Annotated in this window: 14 protein-coding genes; 12 read left to right on the top strand and 2 right to left on the bottom strand. The window is 41.2% G+C overall.

Features of this window, described 5'->3' with window-relative positions:
- Window positions 1-27: 27 nt before the first annotated feature.
- The 11 genes from KPY62_RS03485 to KPY62_RS03435 all read left to right on the top strand — a co-directional run bounded on the left by KPY62_RS03485 (window position 28) and on the right by KPY62_RS03435 (window position 14,940).
- Window positions 28-1,317 carry an adenylosuccinate synthase gene (locus tag KPY62_RS03485; RefSeq protein ID WP_216580837.1) on the top strand — a complete coding sequence of 430 codons (1,290 nt, stop codon included), beginning with the start codon at window positions 28-30 and terminating at the stop codon, window positions 1,315-1,317.
- Window positions 1,318-1,692: 375 nt separating this feature from the next.
- On the top strand, window positions 1,693-2,124 hold the full coding sequence (ndk, locus tag KPY62_RS03480) for a nucleoside-diphosphate kinase (RefSeq protein WP_201622555.1): 432 nt from the start codon (window positions 1,693-1,695) through the stop codon (window positions 2,122-2,124).
- A 477-nt stretch (window positions 2,125-2,601) separates the two neighbouring features.
- Complete coding sequence (rlmN, locus tag KPY62_RS03475; RefSeq protein WP_216580836.1) at window positions 2,602-3,867, top strand: 23S rRNA (adenine(2503)-C(2))-methyltransferase RlmN; 1,266 nt, start codon at window positions 2,602-2,604, stop codon at window positions 3,865-3,867.
- A 226-nt stretch (window positions 3,868-4,093) separates the two neighbouring features.
- On the top strand, window positions 4,094-5,110 hold the full coding sequence (gene pilW / locus KPY62_RS03470; RefSeq protein WP_228730553.1) for a type IV pilus biogenesis/stability protein PilW: 1,017 nt from the start codon (window positions 4,094-4,096) through the stop codon (window positions 5,108-5,110).
- On the top strand, window positions 5,107-5,919 hold the full coding sequence (locus tag KPY62_RS03465) for a helix-turn-helix domain-containing protein (RefSeq protein ID WP_228730552.1): 813 nt from the start codon (window positions 5,107-5,109) through the stop codon (window positions 5,917-5,919). The genes pilW and KPY62_RS03465 overlap by 4 nt, the downstream gene beginning before the upstream one ends.
- A gap of 253 nt (window positions 5,920-6,172) precedes the next feature.
- Entirely contained in the window at window positions 6,173-7,288 is a 1,116-nt protein-coding gene (ispG, locus tag KPY62_RS03460; RefSeq protein WP_216580834.1) for a flavodoxin-dependent (E)-4-hydroxy-3-methylbut-2-enyl-diphosphate synthase, read from the top strand.
- A gap of 111 nt (window positions 7,289-7,399) precedes the next feature.
- Entirely contained in the window at window positions 7,400-8,701 is a 1,302-nt protein-coding gene (hisS, locus tag KPY62_RS03455; protein ID WP_216580833.1) for a histidine--tRNA ligase, read from the top strand.
- 213 nt (window positions 8,702-8,914) lie between these two features.
- Entirely contained in the window at window positions 8,915-9,727 is an 813-nt protein-coding gene (locus KPY62_RS03450) for a YfgM family protein (protein WP_216580832.1), read from the top strand.
- A gap of 123 nt (window positions 9,728-9,850) precedes the next feature.
- Window positions 9,851-11,059, top strand: a complete 1,209-nt coding sequence (gene bamB, locus KPY62_RS03445; protein ID WP_216580831.1) for an outer membrane protein assembly factor BamB — start codon at window positions 9,851-9,853, stop codon at window positions 11,057-11,059.
- A 217-nt stretch (window positions 11,060-11,276) separates the two neighbouring features.
- Window positions 11,277-12,698 carry a ribosome biogenesis GTPase Der gene (gene der, locus KPY62_RS03440; RefSeq protein ID WP_216580830.1) on the top strand — a complete coding sequence of 474 codons (1,422 nt, stop codon included), beginning with the start codon at window positions 11,277-11,279 and terminating at the stop codon, window positions 12,696-12,698.
- A gap of 343 nt (window positions 12,699-13,041) precedes the next feature.
- Complete coding sequence (locus KPY62_RS03435; protein WP_228730551.1) at window positions 13,042-14,940, top strand: sensor histidine kinase; 1,899 nt, start codon at window positions 13,042-13,044, stop codon at window positions 14,938-14,940.
- 175 nt (window positions 14,941-15,115) lie between these two features.
- Here KPY62_RS03435 and KPY62_RS03430 read toward each other — a convergent pair whose 3' ends face one another.
- Window positions 15,116-16,282, bottom strand: coding sequence for a D-alanyl-D-alanine carboxypeptidase family protein (locus KPY62_RS03430; RefSeq protein WP_216580828.1), 1,167 nt, complete (start codon window positions 16,280-16,282; stop codon window positions 15,116-15,118).
- Between the two features lie 601 nt (window positions 16,283-16,883).
- A complete protein-coding gene (locus tag KPY62_RS03425; protein WP_216580827.1) occupies window positions 16,884-17,324 on the bottom strand; it encodes an MCR_0457 family protein in 441 nt (146 codons plus the stop codon).
- 548 nt (window positions 17,325-17,872) lie between these two features.
- Here KPY62_RS03425 and surE point away from each other — a divergent pair.
- A complete protein-coding gene (gene surE / locus KPY62_RS03420; RefSeq protein WP_216580826.1) occupies window positions 17,873-18,733 on the top strand; it encodes a 5'/3'-nucleotidase SurE in 861 nt (286 codons plus the stop codon).
- The last annotated feature ends 59 nt before the right edge of the window (window positions 18,734-18,792 follow it).

The raw sequence follows: 18,792 nt of genomic DNA, 5'->3' as shown, positions 1-18,792 counted from the left end.
TTCAATACATCATTGTAAGGATTCATTATGGGTAAGAACGTCGTAGTTTTAGGTAGCCAATGGGGCGATGAAGGCAAAGGTAAAATCGTCGATTTGCTGACTGAAAAAGCATCAGCCGTAGCACGTTTTCAAGGCGGTCACAATGCTGGGCATACGCTAGTAGTCGATGGAAAAACTACGGTTCTGCATCTAATTCCATCAGGTATTCTACGCGAAGGCGTTACTTGCTTTATCGGTAATGGCGTAGTACTAGCGCCTGACGCGCTATTGAAAGAGATGAAAGAGTTAGAAGATAATAATGTGCCAGTACGTGAGCGCCTGCGTATCTCACCTAACTGTCCTCTTATCATGCCGTATCATGTGGCACTCGATCAAGCTCGTGAAGCCAAACGTGGTAGCGGCAAAATCGGTACTACTGGTCGTGGTATTGGTCCCGCTTATGAAGATAAAGTGGCTCGCCGTGCTATTAAACTTGCGGATCTTTTCCGTGATGACTTAGAAGAAAAGCTACGTAATCTTATCGAATACCATAATTTCCAATTGACTCAGTATTATAAAGTGGAAGGTATCGATTTTGATGAGACCTTAAAGCTTTGTAAAGAATGGAAAGAAGAGATTAGAGGTATGGTTACTGATGTAACCGAAGATCTTAATCAGCTGCGTCTTGCTGGCAAGAACTTGATGTTTGAAGGGGCGCAAGGTACTTTGCTTGATATCGATCACGGTACTTATCCGTTCGTGACAAGCTCAAGCGTAACTGCTGGTGGCGTATCAACAGGTACTGGTATTGGTCCGCTGTACTTAGACTACGTCTTAGGTATCACTAAAGCTTATACTACTCGTGTTGGTAGTGGTCCATTCCCGACTGAACTGTTTGACGATGTTGGTGCTCATTTGGCTAAAGTTGGTCACGAATTTGGCGCAACTACCGGTCGTGCTCGTCGCTGTGGTTGGTTCGATGCTGAAGCGTTGCGCCGTGCAGTAGTGCTTAACTCGTTATCAGGTATCTGCTTGACTAAACTTGATGTACTCGATGGTTTAGAAGAGCTGCTAATCGGTGTTGGTTATGATGTGCCAGATACTGAATTTGCTGGTGCTCATGATGCTGAATTCTATGAGTCAGTAACCCCTAGATATGAAACTCTACCAGGTTGGAGTGAGTCTACGGTTGGTGTTACTAACTATGATGATCTGCCTCAAAACGCTAAAAACTATATCAAGCGTATCGAAGCCTTGATCGATTGCCCAGTGGATATCATTTCAACGGGTCCAGATCGTGAAGAGACTATCGTACTACGTGATCCTTATGATGCTTAAATGTGATCTATATAATGCTTAATTAATAGCATTGGTCATTATTTAAAATAAAAACCCTATGTTAATAGCATGGGGTTTTTATTGGTTAAAGCTAGAGGTTTTGAGCTTTTTATAACACTATAAATGAGTTTTAGTTAAGCTGATGACTGTTTTGTTTATTTTGAAAAAAGTTAAATTGTTAAACAAACCCTATCATTTACAGCGTCAATCATTATAATGGTCAGCAATCATCTATTGACGCGCTTGGCTGATCTAATTGGCTAATGGTGTAGATTTCTATCGGCAATCGTAAATAGCCTAAGTCAATACTTTGATCAACAAGCACGTATAACCGTTATATTTTTATTATCAATAATCATTCATTAGGAGCTTTTTATGGCTATCGAACGTACGCTATCTATCATCAAACCTGACGCTGTTGCTGGCAACAATATTGGTGCTATCTATGACCGCTTTGAACAAGCTGGTCTAAAAATCGTAGCAGCAAAAATGATGCAACTCGATGATCAAAAAGCTGGCGGTTTTTATGCTGAGCATGCTGAGCGTCCATTTTATAATGATCTAAAATCTTTTATGATGTCAGGTCCAGTATTAGTATCAGTGTTAGAGGGCGAAAATGCTATCGCTAAGCATCGTGAAATTATGGGTGCAACTAACCCAAAAGACGCTGAAAAAGGCACTATCCGTGCTGACTTTGCTAGCAGCATCGATGAAAACGCGGTTCATGGTTCAGATTCAGCTGAATCAGCTAAGCGTGAAATCAGCTACTTCTTCAATGACGAAGAAGTTTGTGCTCGCACTCGTTAATACAGATGGCTATTAACTCGTTACTGCTATGCTAAACAGATAAACAGATAAGCAGAGTAACAGTGATAGCTGCAGTATTAATAAGCAGCAAGGTGAAACGGCTTATATCTTATGGGTATAAGCCGTTTCACTCATTGTTGTTTGATGAGTTAGGATGGCTTTTATTAGCTACTAGCCAGTTTTAACGAGTTAACAGCTATTAGCAATGTCAAAAGCTAAGTTGATTGAAATTCATCGGCACTTGCCTCATTACTACCACCTGAGCGCTTAATAAACGTTTTACCTATAGCCGTAAATATTTACTAAGCGTTATCAATCCTATGTAAGCACAACGCACTATTAATAAGCGTCGCTGGTCAGTAGTGCCAGCCAGTATTAACATTTAGTCTTAAACTATTAAAGACAGAACTAAGCTTACAACGGATTGCTAACTTATAACTATTCATGAGCTGATACTCATGTGAAAAGGTCACTCTAATGTCAACTATCGCTACCACAGATGCCACATCAGCGCAGCCAGTATCAACCCATACACCTGCCAAGCGCAGCAATAGCATCAAGCTATTGGACGAGGCACAAGCAAAAACCAATCTATTGGGTATGACGCAAGCACAACTTGCTGATTACTTCAAAAGCATCGGTGAGAAACCCTTTCGTGCCACTCAAGTTATCAAATGGATTTATCAGCAAGGGGTGACTGACTTTGAGCAAATGACTAACTTAAGCAAAGGCTTACGAGATAAGTTAGCGCTCAATGCTTGTGTAACGCCTCCCAAAGTTATTCACCGTCAATATAGCGAAGATGGTACACGTAAATGGGTATTCGAAGTGACTGGCGGCTCGCTAGTAGAGACCGTACTAATACCAGCAGATGACAGCAAAGAAAACGGCCGTAAGACTTTATGTGTTTCCTCACAAGTAGGCTGTGCGCTCGATTGCAGCTTTTGTAGTACTGGGAAGCAGGGCTTTGAACGCGATTTAACCGCTGCTGAGATCTTAGGTCAATTATGGGTGGCTAATGCGTCTTATATGACTGACGATCAAGATAGCTTGGCAGGGGTTGACCATAGTTTATGGGACAATCAAGTGACTAATGTGGTCATGATGGGCATGGGCGAGCCGCTGCTAAACTACAAGCCAGTGGTTAGCTCGATGGAGCTAATGCTCAGTGATCATGCTTACGGTTTATCCAAGCGCCGTGTCACTTTGTCAACGTCGGGTGTCGTACCAAAAATGTATCAGCTGGCACAAGACATCGATGTCGCTTTAGCGATCTCTTTACACGCACCCAATGATGAGCTGCGTAACGAGCTAGTGCCAATCAATAAAAAATATCCGTTAAGTGAGCTAATGGCCGCTGCCCGGAACTATGTGTTCGATGTCAATCCACGGCATAAAAAACACGTAACTATAGAATATGTGATGCTAGATGGGGTCAATGATAGCAATGAGCATGCCGAGCAATTAGTAGCGCTGCTAGGTGATTTGCCTAGTAAAGTTAATCTTATTCCTTTTAATCCTTTTCCGCATGCAGGTTATGAGAAGTCGAGCAATAACCGTATTCATGCCTTTAGTAATATTCTTAGCGAAGCAGGCTTTGTCTGTACTATTCGTCAAACTCGTGGCGATGATATAGATGCTGCTTGTGGGCAATTAGTCGGGCAAGTAGCCGATCGTACTAGGCGTTCAGCAGCTTGGCAACAAAGTATCAAAGATCGCACTATAGTAGCAGCTGATGAATAAATAGCCACTAAAGTTTAGCGGTTTAGGGTTGCTGAACTTAATCTGAACTGAGGCGATACTATTTAATTGTACTAGTAGTTACAACCGATTAATTAATGTCATTTGTCTGTCATTATAGTAATAAATATGTAGTCAACAAAATTAATAGCAACTAAATTGTACTTATTAAGGTTAAATCCATTAAACTGATGTTTCGTTAAATCACAGTTTTATGATGGCGGCTATAATGATTTTTACAAATTACTGTCAGCTCAATGCTAAATTGAACGCTAATACAGCTTTGCTTAAGTCTTATAGTGCTGAGTTAAGTAGTTGTAAATTTAGTAGAGCTAAGTTAAGTAGCGCTAAATTTAGTGTTACTGAGTTGACTGGTGCTCAATCAATAGGCTTGCAACTCATTAATGCTAAAAGTATGCTGACTGCTAGTGTGCTGTTGGCTTTGGTATTGACTGGTTGCCAAAGTACTTCAACTGGTAGTTTGACAGGGGGTACTGCCTATCAGACCACGACTGAGCCTAGCAATAACCGCAACTTAGATAAAAAACAAATAGCTCGGGTGCGCACTGCACTGGCAGCACAATACATCCGTAAAAATAAGCTGGACGCCGCCCAACGCCACCTCGAAAAAGCTTTTGCTGCCGATAGCCGATATGCGCCAGCCTATGATATGATGGGCGTTTTATTACAGCAAGAAGGTAGCCGACTCAATCTTGTAAAGGCTGAACAGTATTTTAAGCAAGCCATAGCACTAGATGCGGATTTTGAACAGGCCCGTAATAATTACGGTGTTTATCTGTCACAGATGCAGCGTTATAATGAAGCGCTAAGCCAATTTGAGATTGCTGGTTCCGCTCTAGGTTACGAGGGTCGTATTGGCGCTTTAGAAAATCTAGGCCGCACTTACTTACAGCTAAATAACCATCCAGCAGCTGCTAAAGCTTTTTTGCGAGCTTTAGAAGGCAATCGTAATAGTTTGATTGCTCATATTGAGCTAGTTGATTTGTGGCTTGAACAACAGCAGGTTACCCAAGCGCAACGACTTTATGATGAAACTCTGATATTGATTAAAGGACAAGGCATTAGCCCACGTCTGTTACTGCAAGGTATAAAATTGGCCGCCGCTCAAAATGATATGAGCAAGCGCCAACAACTAGCACAGCAGCTACTTTCCGCTTCTCCTCTAAGTGAGGAAGCAAAACAACTTAAGAATTGGCTTAATAATCCAGAGGCACCATGGAAATGACCAACCCACTATCAACCAATCAATCAAATGCTCAGGGATCATTCGGTGCCATGTTGCAGCAAGCCCGTAAAAATAAGCAAGTGAGCTTAGAAGAGGCGGCAGGCGAACTATTCATTCTAAAGCGCCATCTGCAAGCATTAGAAAGCGAAAGTTTTAGTGAATTACCGCAAGCCGCATTTGCTCGTGGTTTTGCCATTAATTATGCTAAGTTTTTGGGTTTAGATCCAGCAAAGGTTGCTAGCAGTTTTGATAGTGTTTATCCCAATGAGCTTAAACCACGCTCAATGAATAATACGGAATCGTTATTGCGTCCTATGGGCACTCTGCAACGTGATAACCGTAGTCGTATTCGGTTTAATCCGTTGTTGGTAATAGCCGCTATTGCGCTTGTTGTTTTAGCGGTATTTTTATTTCGGATGGTGACTAATGCTAGTAAAGATGAGCAACCGCTTACTCCAGTAGCAGAGGAAGTAACCGCTTCTGAACAAACGCAAGGGGCCGCGCTTAACAGTGTTGATAATAGCGTTGGTGCTTCAGGTTCAGCGTTGAATCTAGGAGCCGCAGACACAGAAAATGCCTCATTACAACTTAAGCTGACAGATGCAGCTTCGGTAGGGGTGATTGATGCTACTGGTACTAGTCTGATTAGCGGTGAGCAAATTGAAGGTGATTATCAGTTATCAGGACAGCCCCCTTTTAATATTGTTATTGATAATATCGACAATGTTGATTTATCTCTCAATCAGCAGCCAGTTGCTTTAGAGCAGTATGCAACGGGTAAAAAAGCCAGCTTTGCATTGACGCCTTAGTCGGTTAATATATGCGGCAGCAGCCATTGATGGTTAATAGTTTACGATTGGACAGGGCTATGACTAATCACTGACCTTAGTCAAAATAATCGACTGCTGTTTATAATATTTTGATCATAGTGCTTTAATCATAGTATGTTAAGTATAGTGTCTATTATTTGCTCAGAGCTTAATTATAGAGTGATAGCCGTTTGAATACTGTTTAATCAAAATTGCTTGTTACTATTATATTTGCTTATTCCAAGGATTTTATATGTCAACGTCAGCCCCTATCAACCGTCGTGTCACTAAAAAAATATACGTTGGTGATGTCGCGATTGGCGGCGATGCACCTATTAGCGTGCAGAGCATGACCAATACGGATACTTGCGATGTGGCTGCAACAGTAGCTCAGATCGAACGTTGTGTTGAGGCCGGCGCAGATCTTATGCGAGTATCGACTCCAACTATGGAAACGGTTGCTGCCTTTGGGAAGATTCGAAAATTAGTGAATGTACCGCTAATCGCTGATGTGCATTTTGATCATAAGATTGCCTTAGCCGTTGCTGAAGCTGGTGCTGACTGCTTACGTATCAATCCTGGTAATATTGGTAGCGATGCTAAAGTTCGTGAAGTAGTGGCTTGTGCGCGCTATCACAACATTCCTATTCGCATTGGGGTCAATGCCGGATCATTAGAAAAAGAAATCCAGCGCAAGTATGCGGAACCAACTGGCGAGGCTATGCTTGAGTCTGCCATGCGTCATATTGATATATTAGAACGTTTGAACTTTGATCAATACAAAATCTCGGTCAAAGCCAGTAACGTATTTTTGACTTTAGATGCTTATCGTTTAATCTCAGCACAAATCGATAACCCATTACACCTTGGGGTAACAGAAGCTGGTGTCTACCGTACTGGTGCCGTTAAGTCAGCTATTGCCCTTGGTGGTCTACTATTAGATGGTATCGGTGATACTATTCGCATCTCTTTAGCCGCAGAGCCGGAAGAAGAAATCAAAATTGGCTTTGATATTCTAAAGTCGTTAAATATTCGCTCTAACGGAGTGAATTTTATTGCTTGCCCTAGTTGCTCACGTCAAGAGTTCGATGTTATTCGGGTGATGACCGCCTTAGAGGCGCGTTTAGAAGATGTGCGTGAACCGATGAATCTTTCAGTAATTGGTTGCAAGGTCAACGGTCCAGGTGAGGCTAAAGAAGCCGATATTGGTATCGTTGGTGCAGCACGTCGGTCTTTAGTGTATCGGATGGGTACAAAGAGCCATCTTATCGACACGGATAACTTAGTTGATGAAATCGAAAGTATGGTTCGCGCCCATGCAGCAGTGCTAGAAAAAGCTCGTGAAAATGAGATTATTCGGGTTAAATAATAGGTAAAGCGGTTTTAAAAACACAGCTGCTTTAATAATAGATTTTATTTAAAGCTCGTATATAAAATAATAATAGTAATACTGATTAAAATTTGAGGATATAAGCGCACCATGATTAAAGCTATAAAAGGGTTCAACGACATTTTACCGAATCAATCAGCGCAATGGTTGCAGTTAGAAAAGGTCTTAGCCGAAGTAATGAGTAGATACGGCTATCAGCATATCCGACTGCCTATCGTTGAGCAAACTGATCTTTTCGCTCGAGCTATTGGTGGCGCGACTGACATTGTCGAAAAAGAGATGTATAGCTTTGCTGATAAGTCTGATCCTCCGACACCGCTTACCTTACGCCCTGAAGGTACTGCGGGTGCTGTACGTGCTGTTATCGAGCATAATCTATTACGTGGTGATACTCCTAAGCTTTGGTACATCGGTCCGATGTTCCGTTACGAGCGCCCGCAAAAAGGCCGCTATCGTCAGTTTCATCAGCTAGGCGTTGAGAGTTTTGGTAGCGCATTACCCGATGCTGATGCCGAATTGATTGCTATGACTCATTTGATGTGGCAAGCCTTGGGTCTAAAAGACGAAATGAGTTTGCAGCTCAATAGCTTAGGCGAGATCGATGAGCGTCATGCTTATCGTGATGCTTTAGTCGCTTATTTGACCGACAAACAGCACTTGTTAGATGAAGATAGCAAACGCCGATTAACTACTAACCCTTTACGTATTTTAGATAGTAAAGAGGCGAGTACTCAAGCGTTATTAGTCGATGCCCCTAAGCTTGCTGATTTTTTGGGCGAAGAAAGCATGGCGCATTTTGAGCAAGTGCAAGCTTATTTAGATGGCTTAGGCATTGATTACCAGATAAATCCGCATTTAGTTCGTGGTCTTGATTATTACAATAAGACAGTTTTTGAATGGGTCACTGATAAGTTAGGTAGCCAAGCTACAGTTTGTGCAGGTGGACGCTATGACGGTCTCGTAGGTCAGCTAAAATCTACCGACAGCCGTAACCATGACAGCCAAGCAAATAGCAAGCCTATCCAGTCCGAACCGGCGGTAGGTTTTGCTATGGGTCTTGAGCGTTTATTGTTGCTAATAGAGGCGGTAGCGCCTTTTGCAGAAACGGCTGCTTGTGACGTATTTATTGTCACTCACCCTGAGGTTTATAGCTCAGGTATGATTTATGCCCAAAACTTGCGCTACCAGCGCCCAGATTTGCGAATTAAGATGGCTAGTGCGACTAGCTTAAAAGCACAAATGAAAAAAGCTGATAAGTCAGGAGCACGCTTGACAGTTATCATCGCTCAGCAAGAGCTTGATGAGCAAAAAATCAGTATTAAAAATATGCAAACGGGCGAGCAAACTAGTATGAATCAAAACTGGTTAGCCGATATAGAAAATTTTAAATAACGGTTTAACTGGACTGGATGCTTTTTCATTCAGGGCTCAGCAGCTAAGCGCTTAATAACGACTGGCAAGGCGTAGCAAGTAACGATTGGTCATTACCTACTGAGTAAGGTAATGAATGATCAAGGTTTGACCCCTTTAACTCTGAGCACTGAAAAGCCAATAATAGTAGTAGCATTACTCGCATTTTAATATAAATTTATCAGGTAACTATCCATGGCTCTGACCCCTAATTCGCCAAATACAGATAACTCGATGCAAGCGCTAAAAAAATACGGCGGCAATATTGTCACTGTTATTCTGTTGGCATTAGCCGGCTACTTTGGTTGGACTTATTGGCAAAACAATCATGCGCGAGTAGATACAGTTGCTGCTGATCAATACGCTGATATTCAGCGTCTTAATGAAGAAGTTACTCTAGCGTCGCAAAATCCAGACCTAGAAGCTGAAGCCTTGACAGCACTAGCGGACAGCCGTAGTAAGTTAAATGATAATATTGATACCTTGGTTAACACTCATGGTAGCTCAGTATATGCTTGGCAAGCGTTAATGATTAAAGCGCGTACTCAAGTAGACAATGATGACTTTAAAGGAGCAAGCGCTACCCTCAAAAAAGCTTTAGCCGTTGATTTGGGTGATGCCGGTCTCAGCGCTATTGCACGTTTACGTTATGCCGAAACCTTATTGGCAGCTGGTGATGCTGATGCCGCTTTAGCCGAAGCTAGTAAAGATATGCCAAGCTCATTTGAAGGCAGTCAACAAGAGCTATTGGGTGATATTTATTTAGCCAAGAATGATAAAGATGCGGCCATTAAATCTTATAAGAATGCTTGGGAGCTAGTGCGTAAGCGTCAAGAGACTCGTGCAGTACTAGCACTGAAGATGGAGAGTTTAGGCGTCGTTGCTGAGCCTATTGCTGAGCCTGCTAGTCTTATCCAAGCTTCCAAGGTAGCTCCAGATAACCAAGCTTTAGCAAGCGCTAACAATGAAAATGCTACGGCTATTATTGCCCCAGAAAATACCCAATAGCTAGTGAGCAGCCAATCAATAATAATAACAGTAGTACCGCATGACTCAGTAGATAAGCTACTGGACTATGTTGTTTGTTAGCCCATTTATAGATCGTCAACTTATTCGTAGTGAGAACATACCATGACCTTAAATATTCGCTCTAATAACTATGCAAATAAGACCCTGCTAAAAACTACGGTTATGCATGTAGCTGTATTAGCACTAATGACTAGTGCTGTTATGGGCTGTAGCCGAGGCATTAAGCCCGTGGTCAATGACCCAGTAAAACTGGTACAGCTTGCGCAGCCTATTAGTGTCTTACAGCCAGTATTCATGGTAGATGTCGGCAATAAAAAAGCCAGTTCAAAGGATCCCTTGAGCTTACAAGTGGGCTATGACAATAATCAGATAGTTATCGCCTCACGCGGTGGTGACTTAGTAGGCTATAATGAGGCCGGACAGCGTTTATGGTCATTGAATGTCGATGATCAGATCGTGGGTGGGGTAGCATTAGACAGTTTTAGTCAGACGGCAGTTATTACTACACGTAGCGGAATGGTGATGGCCTTTGATAGTACTACAGGTGCTAAGCGCTGGCAGCAACAGCTAACTGGTACGGTATTAACCAAAGCCTTAATTAGTAATAACCGAGTTATTTTGTCGGCTAACGATGGCTTCTTACAAGGCTTGTCTTTACAGAATGGCCAGCCTGTTTGGAAGTTTGCTACCCAAGTTCCTGATATTAGCGTTCGTGGCACTGCTGCGCCTACCTTGTTAGATGATAAGACTGCACTGTTGGCAACTGCTGATGGTCGTTTGCATGCTATTACTGTTGATAATGGCTTGCCGCAGTGGTCACGTCGTATTGGTGTAGGCACTGGCAGTAGCGAAGTTGAACGTATGAGTGATGTCGATGGCACTCCTATTGTCGATAACAATGAGCTATTCGCTATCAGCTATAGTGGTCAAGTTATCGGTATTGACTTGGCTTCCAGACAAGTTAAATTCGTTAATGAGTTAGCTAGCTTAAAATCTTTAGCGGTAAATAATCAGCAAGTTATCGGTACGAGTTTAACTGGTAAAATCGTTGCTTATGATCGCAGTAGCGGCGAAACACTATGGGAAAATGATGAGCTTGGCTATCGTAAATTGACTAACCCGGTGATGATAGGTAACTATATCGCTGTAGGTGATTTAGGTGGTGTAGTGCATTTAATTGACCCAGCCTCTGGTAAGATTGTCAGTCGTGTACAGACCAAAGGCGCGCTACAGACCTTGCAAGTACAAGGCAGTCGCTTATTAACTCAAAGTACTTCTGGGCAAGCTGCAATTTGGCAGTTAGCACGCTAAAGAGTCCTGCTGATTTTATTAGTTCAGCTCGTATCTATTAGCTTAGTTCGATCATAAACTTAGTATAAGATCCGCTAGTATTCAGTTTGGATATATACTGATTTTATGTGTTTAATTTACTAAAGCTTTATTAATTATTATCTATTTAAGTTTGTGACAATAGCCAGTCTAAGTACTGGTTTTATTGTCCTTTATTGCCTATCAGCGAGAGTAATGCATGAGTATCAAGCCTGTGGTTGCCTTAATCGGTCGCCCAAACGTCGGTAAATCTACCTTATTTAATCAATTCACTAAAAGTCGTCAGGCATTAGTTGCTGACCTTTCAGGTCTGACTCGTGATCGTCAGTATGGTGATGCTGAATATGAGGACAAAGCATTTATCGTAGTAGACACTGGTGGTATAGGTGAAGCTGATGATGGCAGTGGCAATATTGATGACTATATGTCTGAGCAGTCTCATACCGCTATTCATGAAGCTGACATTATAGTATTTGTAGTTGATGCACGAGCGGGCCTGATCGGTGCTGATGCAGAGATTGGCAAGTTTTTACATACTTTAGGCAAGCCAGTATATGTAGTAGCTAACAAGGTCGACGGCGCTCATGATTCAGCACCTGCTGAGTTTTATGCATTAGGCTTAGGTGAGCCCTATCCGATGGCCGCCAGTCATGGTCGCGGCGTTGGTAACTTGTTAGAAGTCATTACCGCAGATATGCCGGAAAAAGAATCTATAGTCGAGCCTCAAGGTTTGAAGCTTGCGATTATTGGTCGTCCAAACGTCGGTAAATCAACACTAGTCAATCGTCTATTGGGTGAGGATCGAGTCGTAGTATTCGATATGCCAGGGACTACTCGTGACAGTATCTATATTCCTTATAAACGTGATGGCAAAGATTACGTGCTGATTGACACAGCAGGGGTACGTCGCCGTGGTAAGATCGATGAAAAAGTAGAAAAGTTCTCGGTAATCAAGACTCTACAAGCTATTGAAGATTCGAACGTGACAGTTATTGTCATCGATGCCCAAGAAGGTATCGTCGATCAAGATCTACATATGATTGGCTATGCCCTTGATGCGGGTCGAGCTTTAGTCGTTGCCATTAATAAATGGGATGGTTTGACTCAAGATCAAAAAGACTATATTAAAATTGAGATGGATCGTCGCTTTAACTTCATCCCTTATGTAAAAGTGCATCTAATATCAGCATTACATGGTACTGGAGTAGGTAATCTATACCCTTCAATCCTACGAGCTTATAACTCTTCAATGTTTGAAGTGTCTACCAATCGCTTGACTCAAATTCTACAAGATGCAGTAGCGGCGAATCCACCACCAGCGGTTTCTGGGCGTCGTATTAAATTGCGTTACGCGCATATCGGTGGTCACAATCCACCAGTCATCGTTATCCACGGTAATCAGACGGGTTCGCTGCCTAAGAGCTATCAGCGCTATCTAGAAAACCAATTCCGTGAAGTCTTCAAGCTAGAAGGTACGCCGCTCAACGTAGTGTTTAAGCTTAACGAAAATCCTTATTCTTCTAAAAGCGATACTCCGACTAAAGCCAAAGCGCAACAGCTGCGCCAACGTGAACGTAATAGAGCGCAAAAATTCACTACTCGTGAAAAAAAGAAGCGCTAATATTGCTATTTACCACTAATCCTGCTGTTTGCTAATAGCAGTATTAGCTTATATAAAAAATTAGCTCATATAAAAATAACGACTTAAAAAGTTAATTAGTAGTTTTAGATTAGAGCGTATTAACATTCACAAGTAGACAATGCTGTGGTCGAATGTTCAATATGCCCTAACGACTATTTTTATATGAGTCGTTTATTCCCTATAAAGAATTTTGAAATAAATAAAGTGGTTAAGTATCAACGATTATAAGTAAAAAACCTTGAGTTGACTGAATAATATGGTTATAAACTCGATTAAAACACTGCCTAAGCTTATCTGGAACTCTCTGTTGCAGACTATAGTCTTGGCTGTTTTAGTCGGGTTTTTATTTTGTTACGTTTATGGTTTTGTTTACCATTATCAACAGCAGCGGATGCATGTGCAGCAGCTAGCTGAGCTATTGGCTAAAAGCGCTTCTACTGATGCTGCTGCTAATCTAGTAGCCAGCCAAGTGGGCGTCCTGATAAACGAAGATTCCAGCATCCAAAATATCGTTTTTTATTCTACCGATCATCCTATTAGCAGTCTTGATGAACTCGATTTAGAGCAAAACAGCAACGACTGGTACACCGCGTTGTTTACCGATACCATCAGTTTTAATAGAGCAGTGACTAGCGGTTACGCCTCTGAAAGCGACACGCAAGTGAGCAACGTTAACTCGCCAATCGCTACTCCAGTAGCCAATAGACTAACTAGTGTTGAAAAAGATGATAATCATTCAGATTTGGCGTCAGTAAATACTAATAGCTTAGTAGGCTATATCAATATTACCTTGGATATAGATAAGCTACGTATGCAGTGGTTACGCAAAACAATTCTATTATGGTTACTGACTTTAATCTTAGTAATCGCCGCTATAGGATTTATTTTTCGCAAGCTGCTGCGCACCACTGAAGATCTCGTTCAAATCGCCAATGTTTGCACTTTATTAGTTGATAATCCGAATCTTGAGCAGCTACCAGTCATTCAACAGCGTTTTGAGTTTCGAGAGTTTATTGATATTAAGCAGGCCTTTATTCTACTGTTTGAGCGTCTAAGAGAAATGCAACGAGAGCATGCGGCACTAGGAGATTTTGAGCAACAGCTTCATCATAAAGATCGATCGCTTGAGGTTCAACGTAATAACTTTCAGAGTATGATTACTCATGAGCTTAAGACTTCACTCAATGCCATCTCTGGTGGCTTGCAACTGTTAGACAATCATTACTTGAGCTATGACCAGCAAGATACTTTAGAGATTATTCGCAATGGTAGTGAGCATTTGGAGTCGACCTTAGAGCAGATTATTCAACTCAATAAAATTGAAAAAGGCCAAGTAGTTGTTACTTTAATTGAGTTCAATCCTTTGCTAATGATTGCCGATTTATTAGCGGAATTTGATCCTATTGCTCAGCAAAAAGGCGTAGAGTTGATTAGCCATATTCATCATATTGACTATAATCTTGAAGGCGATGCTAATAAGATTAAGCAAATATTGACCGCTGTTATTGACAATGCTATAAAATTCACTCAAGAGGGACGAGTTACTATCGAGTCGCAACTGACTCATTTCAATAATAGTATTCGCTGGCAGCTCAAAATTATTGATACCGGTATTGGTATTAATGCTAATTACATAGATGATATATTTACCCCATTTTTTCAGATTGATTCTTCAAGAACTCGAAAATATGAAGGGGTTGGCGTAGGTTTGCCGGTTATAAAACAGCTGTTACAGCTGATTGATGCCTCGATTGATGTCGATAGTGAGCTTGATAAAGGTAGCCAATTTGTAATCACTATCCCACTACGTAATAAATATAAAAGCTGGCAGCAAACCTTACTAAAGGACTTAGAGATTATCTATTATTATGCTGATGAAAACGACCTCTTGGTTAAAGAGTTACAAGGACTGGGTGCCACGGTAATCTCTAGACAGTACGAGCAGCTTATGCTTGGGAATATAGATAATATAAAAGTTGATATGGTGATGTTTGCAGAGGATATTCTACCGGAGAGGGTAGCGCGGCTAGCACGGTTGATCCGAAATGCTGAAACCAGCCACCGAGCTTTATTGATTTACTGGTGTCCCTCGCATAACAAGTATGACCTATATGGCATTGAGCATGAGCTAAAAGTTGCTGGTATAGACTATTGCGAAGGCGCCACGCAAAACACTCAAAGACTTATTAAGATACTGAAGACGTGGATCGGAAAGACTTAGCGAATAACAGTAGAAATAGCCAATAGACCTCGTAACGGCTATGGTTGAATGTTCAACATACCCTAGTCCAAAGTAAATGTGATAACCACAAAAAGGCCACTTAAATTAAGTGGCCTTCTATGCAATCACTATAATAACTTTGAGATAATAACTGCTAGTAATTAAAAACTAGCTGTTAAAATACGTTTTGTCCCCAACGTACGACATGCTGCCACATGCGACTAAAAAATCCTGCCTGCTCGATGTCACTAGTAGCAATGATAGGTACTGAGGCTACTGCTTTACCATCAATAACGGCTAGCATCTTGCCTACTTCTTGACCCTTTTTAATAGGAGCCTCTAAACTCTCAGGGATATCAACAACCGTAGTTATTTTATTCTTTTGAGTCTTAGTGGTTAGTACTTTTAAACTGTCCCCAGTAGCCAACTCGATCTCTTTCGCTGCCCCGAACCATACTGGCAGCTTGCTAACGAACTGTCCTGCAGGCGCTTTGGTTACTGTAGTGAAGTGACCATAGCCCCAATTAAGCAACTCACGTGATTGATCAGCACGTTCTTGTTGGCTTTTAGTGCCCATAATAACTGAAATTAGACGCATACCATCACGGTTGCTTGAAGCGACTAAACAATAGCCAGCTGCATCAGTATGGCCAGTCTTTAAACCATCTACAGTACTATCTGTGCTCAATAGCGCATTACGATTGCCTTGAGTGATGCCGTTATAAGTAAACTCTTTTTCGGAATAAATTTTATAATAGTCGCCGCTATTCTTAATAATAGCGCGCCCCAGCTTGGCCAAATCCAGTGCGGAGGCTTGATGACCTTCATCAGGCATACCTGTGGCATTAACAAAGTTAGTATTATCCATACCTAACTTTTTGGCTTGCTCATTCATTAGTATGGCAAACGAGGCTTCGCTACCAGCGATATGTTCAGCCATAGCCATTGAAGCGTCATTACCTGATTGGATAATGATACCGCGCAGCATATCGATGACACTAGCTGTTTTATTGACAGGTACATACATACAAGACTGGCTACTGCTGCCACGACACCAAGCGTTCTCGCTCATTAAAACTTGTTCGTCTTCTGTCAAGTCACCTGAAGCCAAGCGCTGTTCAATAATATAGCTGGTCATCATTTTGGTTAAGGAGGCTGGTGGTAGCGGCGTAGTGGCATTTTTTTGTGCTAAAATTTCGCCAGTATTATAATCCATCAATATATAGGCGGCATTTTCCATAGTAGGAGGGGTGATAGCCGCATTTACTGCTACTGATCCTAAAGAGACACTAATACCGACTACTAGTTGTACAAGCTGTTGTTTTACATACTTCACGGTCATAAACTGTTACACCACATTATGAGATTAAATTTGTCTAGCGCTATAGCTGCTACTATTAATAAAGCTAGTCACAGCAGATACTAGACATAGAATTAATATCTTAGCAATTTCACCATTAAGTAAATAGGCACAAATAAAAAAATATTCTCGCAGAGAATAATCTAAAAAGCCGCTGCCAGCAACAGATAACTGAGCTATTTAGGCATAATTAGTTATTAACTGGCAAACTAAAACCTTTCATCCACAAAAAAGCTTGCTGTGCAGCTCAGTGTATTGAGGCTGCAAACAGCAAGCTATAGTCAAATAATACAGGTATTGGATGGAAACTATCTGCTAATTTAGCGAAGCATCATATTCTTTACTAAAATGAATCAGGTGCAATTGGTTTTATTAATACTTAAGGGTAGTACTTAGTATTAATACTTAAATGTCACTAAGCTATATCTCTAGTCTTAGTTCCTCTTAATTGCTTAGCCTTAAACGAAGCTGCCTAGATATTTAGTCTTAATCTTAGCTAGCTAATCGATTGCTTAGAGCTTTGGATGATGTAAGTATGGATAGTCCACTGTGCTAGCTACTAGTGACTGTTAGTACTCTACACTTAGTACTCTGCATTGGCTAAATCTTCACAGATAGACTTATTATCTTGCTTAGAAAAACTCATAGTCCAGCTACGAATACTTTGCAAAATCTGACGATAGTCTTGTTGGGTCGACAAGTACTGAATAGCCGCTTTTGGATCTTCTAATGAAGGCATCAGTTCATGCAATTGCACGTTATATGATTTATAAAAACGTTGCTTTTGATTACCATTTAACATCGGTGGACATATTTCAGACAGCACTTGCATCACTGCTATTTCGTGCTTAGTGATATTCATACCCGACATATCTAAGGGAATAGTAGTACTAGGGGCAGCAAAAGTAGCTGACGATAAAAGAGCTGCACTAGCCATTAGACCTGCTACGCCAATTTTGCTTGCAGCATTAATCATAATAGTTGTTACAGGGGAAACTACCGCCAATATCGATTGATTGTTCATTCGGTATCACACTCGCTTTGCATTATTTGATGCTGTTATGGTAATAGGAATAAAAACAAAAGTCACATAAAATATTGACTGATGTGTAGATGTATTGTGACCTAAAGGGCATTTACAGCAACATAGCAGCAGCATGTATTGGTAAGTTGCTTGAGCATTAACTAATAAGTTTATATTGTTAGTGCTTGTTGCCTAATGTAAGCTATTTACTGATAATATGCACCTATAATAACTACTGCTAGCGTCTTTATTAGCTCAGTAAGACGCCTAAATCAGTCTTTTGTAAGTTATATAGGGCAATATTTCCAATGTCTGCTCTAAAATTTTAGTAAGGTTAAGCAGGGCATTTGTCCAAGCAATAGTTTTTATGAGCAGTGCCTATTCTTTTATGAGCAGTGGCTATTAACGGATAATCACCATCCATCACAGTGCTAGCAGCCAGTAGCTAACCCTTATTAAAGTTAAGTAGTTCAGGTTAAATTATTAGGGCTAGCAGTTGAATAGACAGTTAGCAGTTAAACAGAAAAATATAAGTATATTGAGCTGATATGAAGTTTTTGATTAGTAATGATGATGGAGTACAAGCTCCCGGTTTATTAGCATTATATGGTGAGTTATCTAAGATAGGTGAGGTCATTGTAATAGCTCCTGATAGCGAGCAAAGTGGCTGCGCTAGTGCGCTACATATCTCGCAGCCGCTATATACACAGACTTTACAGTCGGGATTTATAGCCGTTAATGGTACTCCTGCTGACTGTATATATTTGGGCTTGCATGAGCTATACCGTAACAGCCATTTTGATTGTGTGATCACTGGGATTAATTCAGGAGCCAATTTAGGCCAAGATGTATTATTTTCGGGCACTTTTGGCGCGGCATTAACCGCACAGCTGTTCGGTGTCCCTGCTATTGCCACCTCACTAGTGGGTGCTAGCAATGACAGTAATTATCAGATGGCAGCTGAGCAGATTGTCAAACTAATCACTGAGACAGCCATACTCGAAACCATCAAAAGTTTGCCCTATCATGTATTAAACGTTAATATCCCTGATGTAAAGTGCGCAGCTGACATTAAAGGTCGCAAAATAACGTGTTTGGATCACAGTACTATCGCCAAACCTGTGCACCATATCGTTGACCCTCGTGGGCGTAATGCTTATTGGTTGTCTCTACGCAAAGAAGCTAATCCTACCTCTAAACCCTTAGCTTTGCAATCGGCAGGGAGCATACTAAAACCTACGGCTATCGATCTATCAACCGCTGAAAATCAGCGATTGAATAACCAATGCCTTATCGATACTGTTACTGATGTTCAAGCGATAGCTGATGGTCTTATCAGCTTATCCCCAGTCAAATTGCATCATACTCCGAGTTCAGCTTTAGATAAGCTGTCAGCATTGATACTGTAAGTTTGGCTCTACAACTTATTATCATAACTGGAACTCAGATTTTGTTATCGCATTTTGAT

The organism is Psychrobacter sp. TAE2020, from assembly GCF_018919485.1.
Taxonomy (GTDB): Bacteria; Pseudomonadota; Gammaproteobacteria; order Pseudomonadales; family Moraxellaceae; genus Psychrobacter.
Note: the sequence above shows the minus strand (reverse complement) of the source record. Positions and strands in the feature narration are given on the sequence as shown.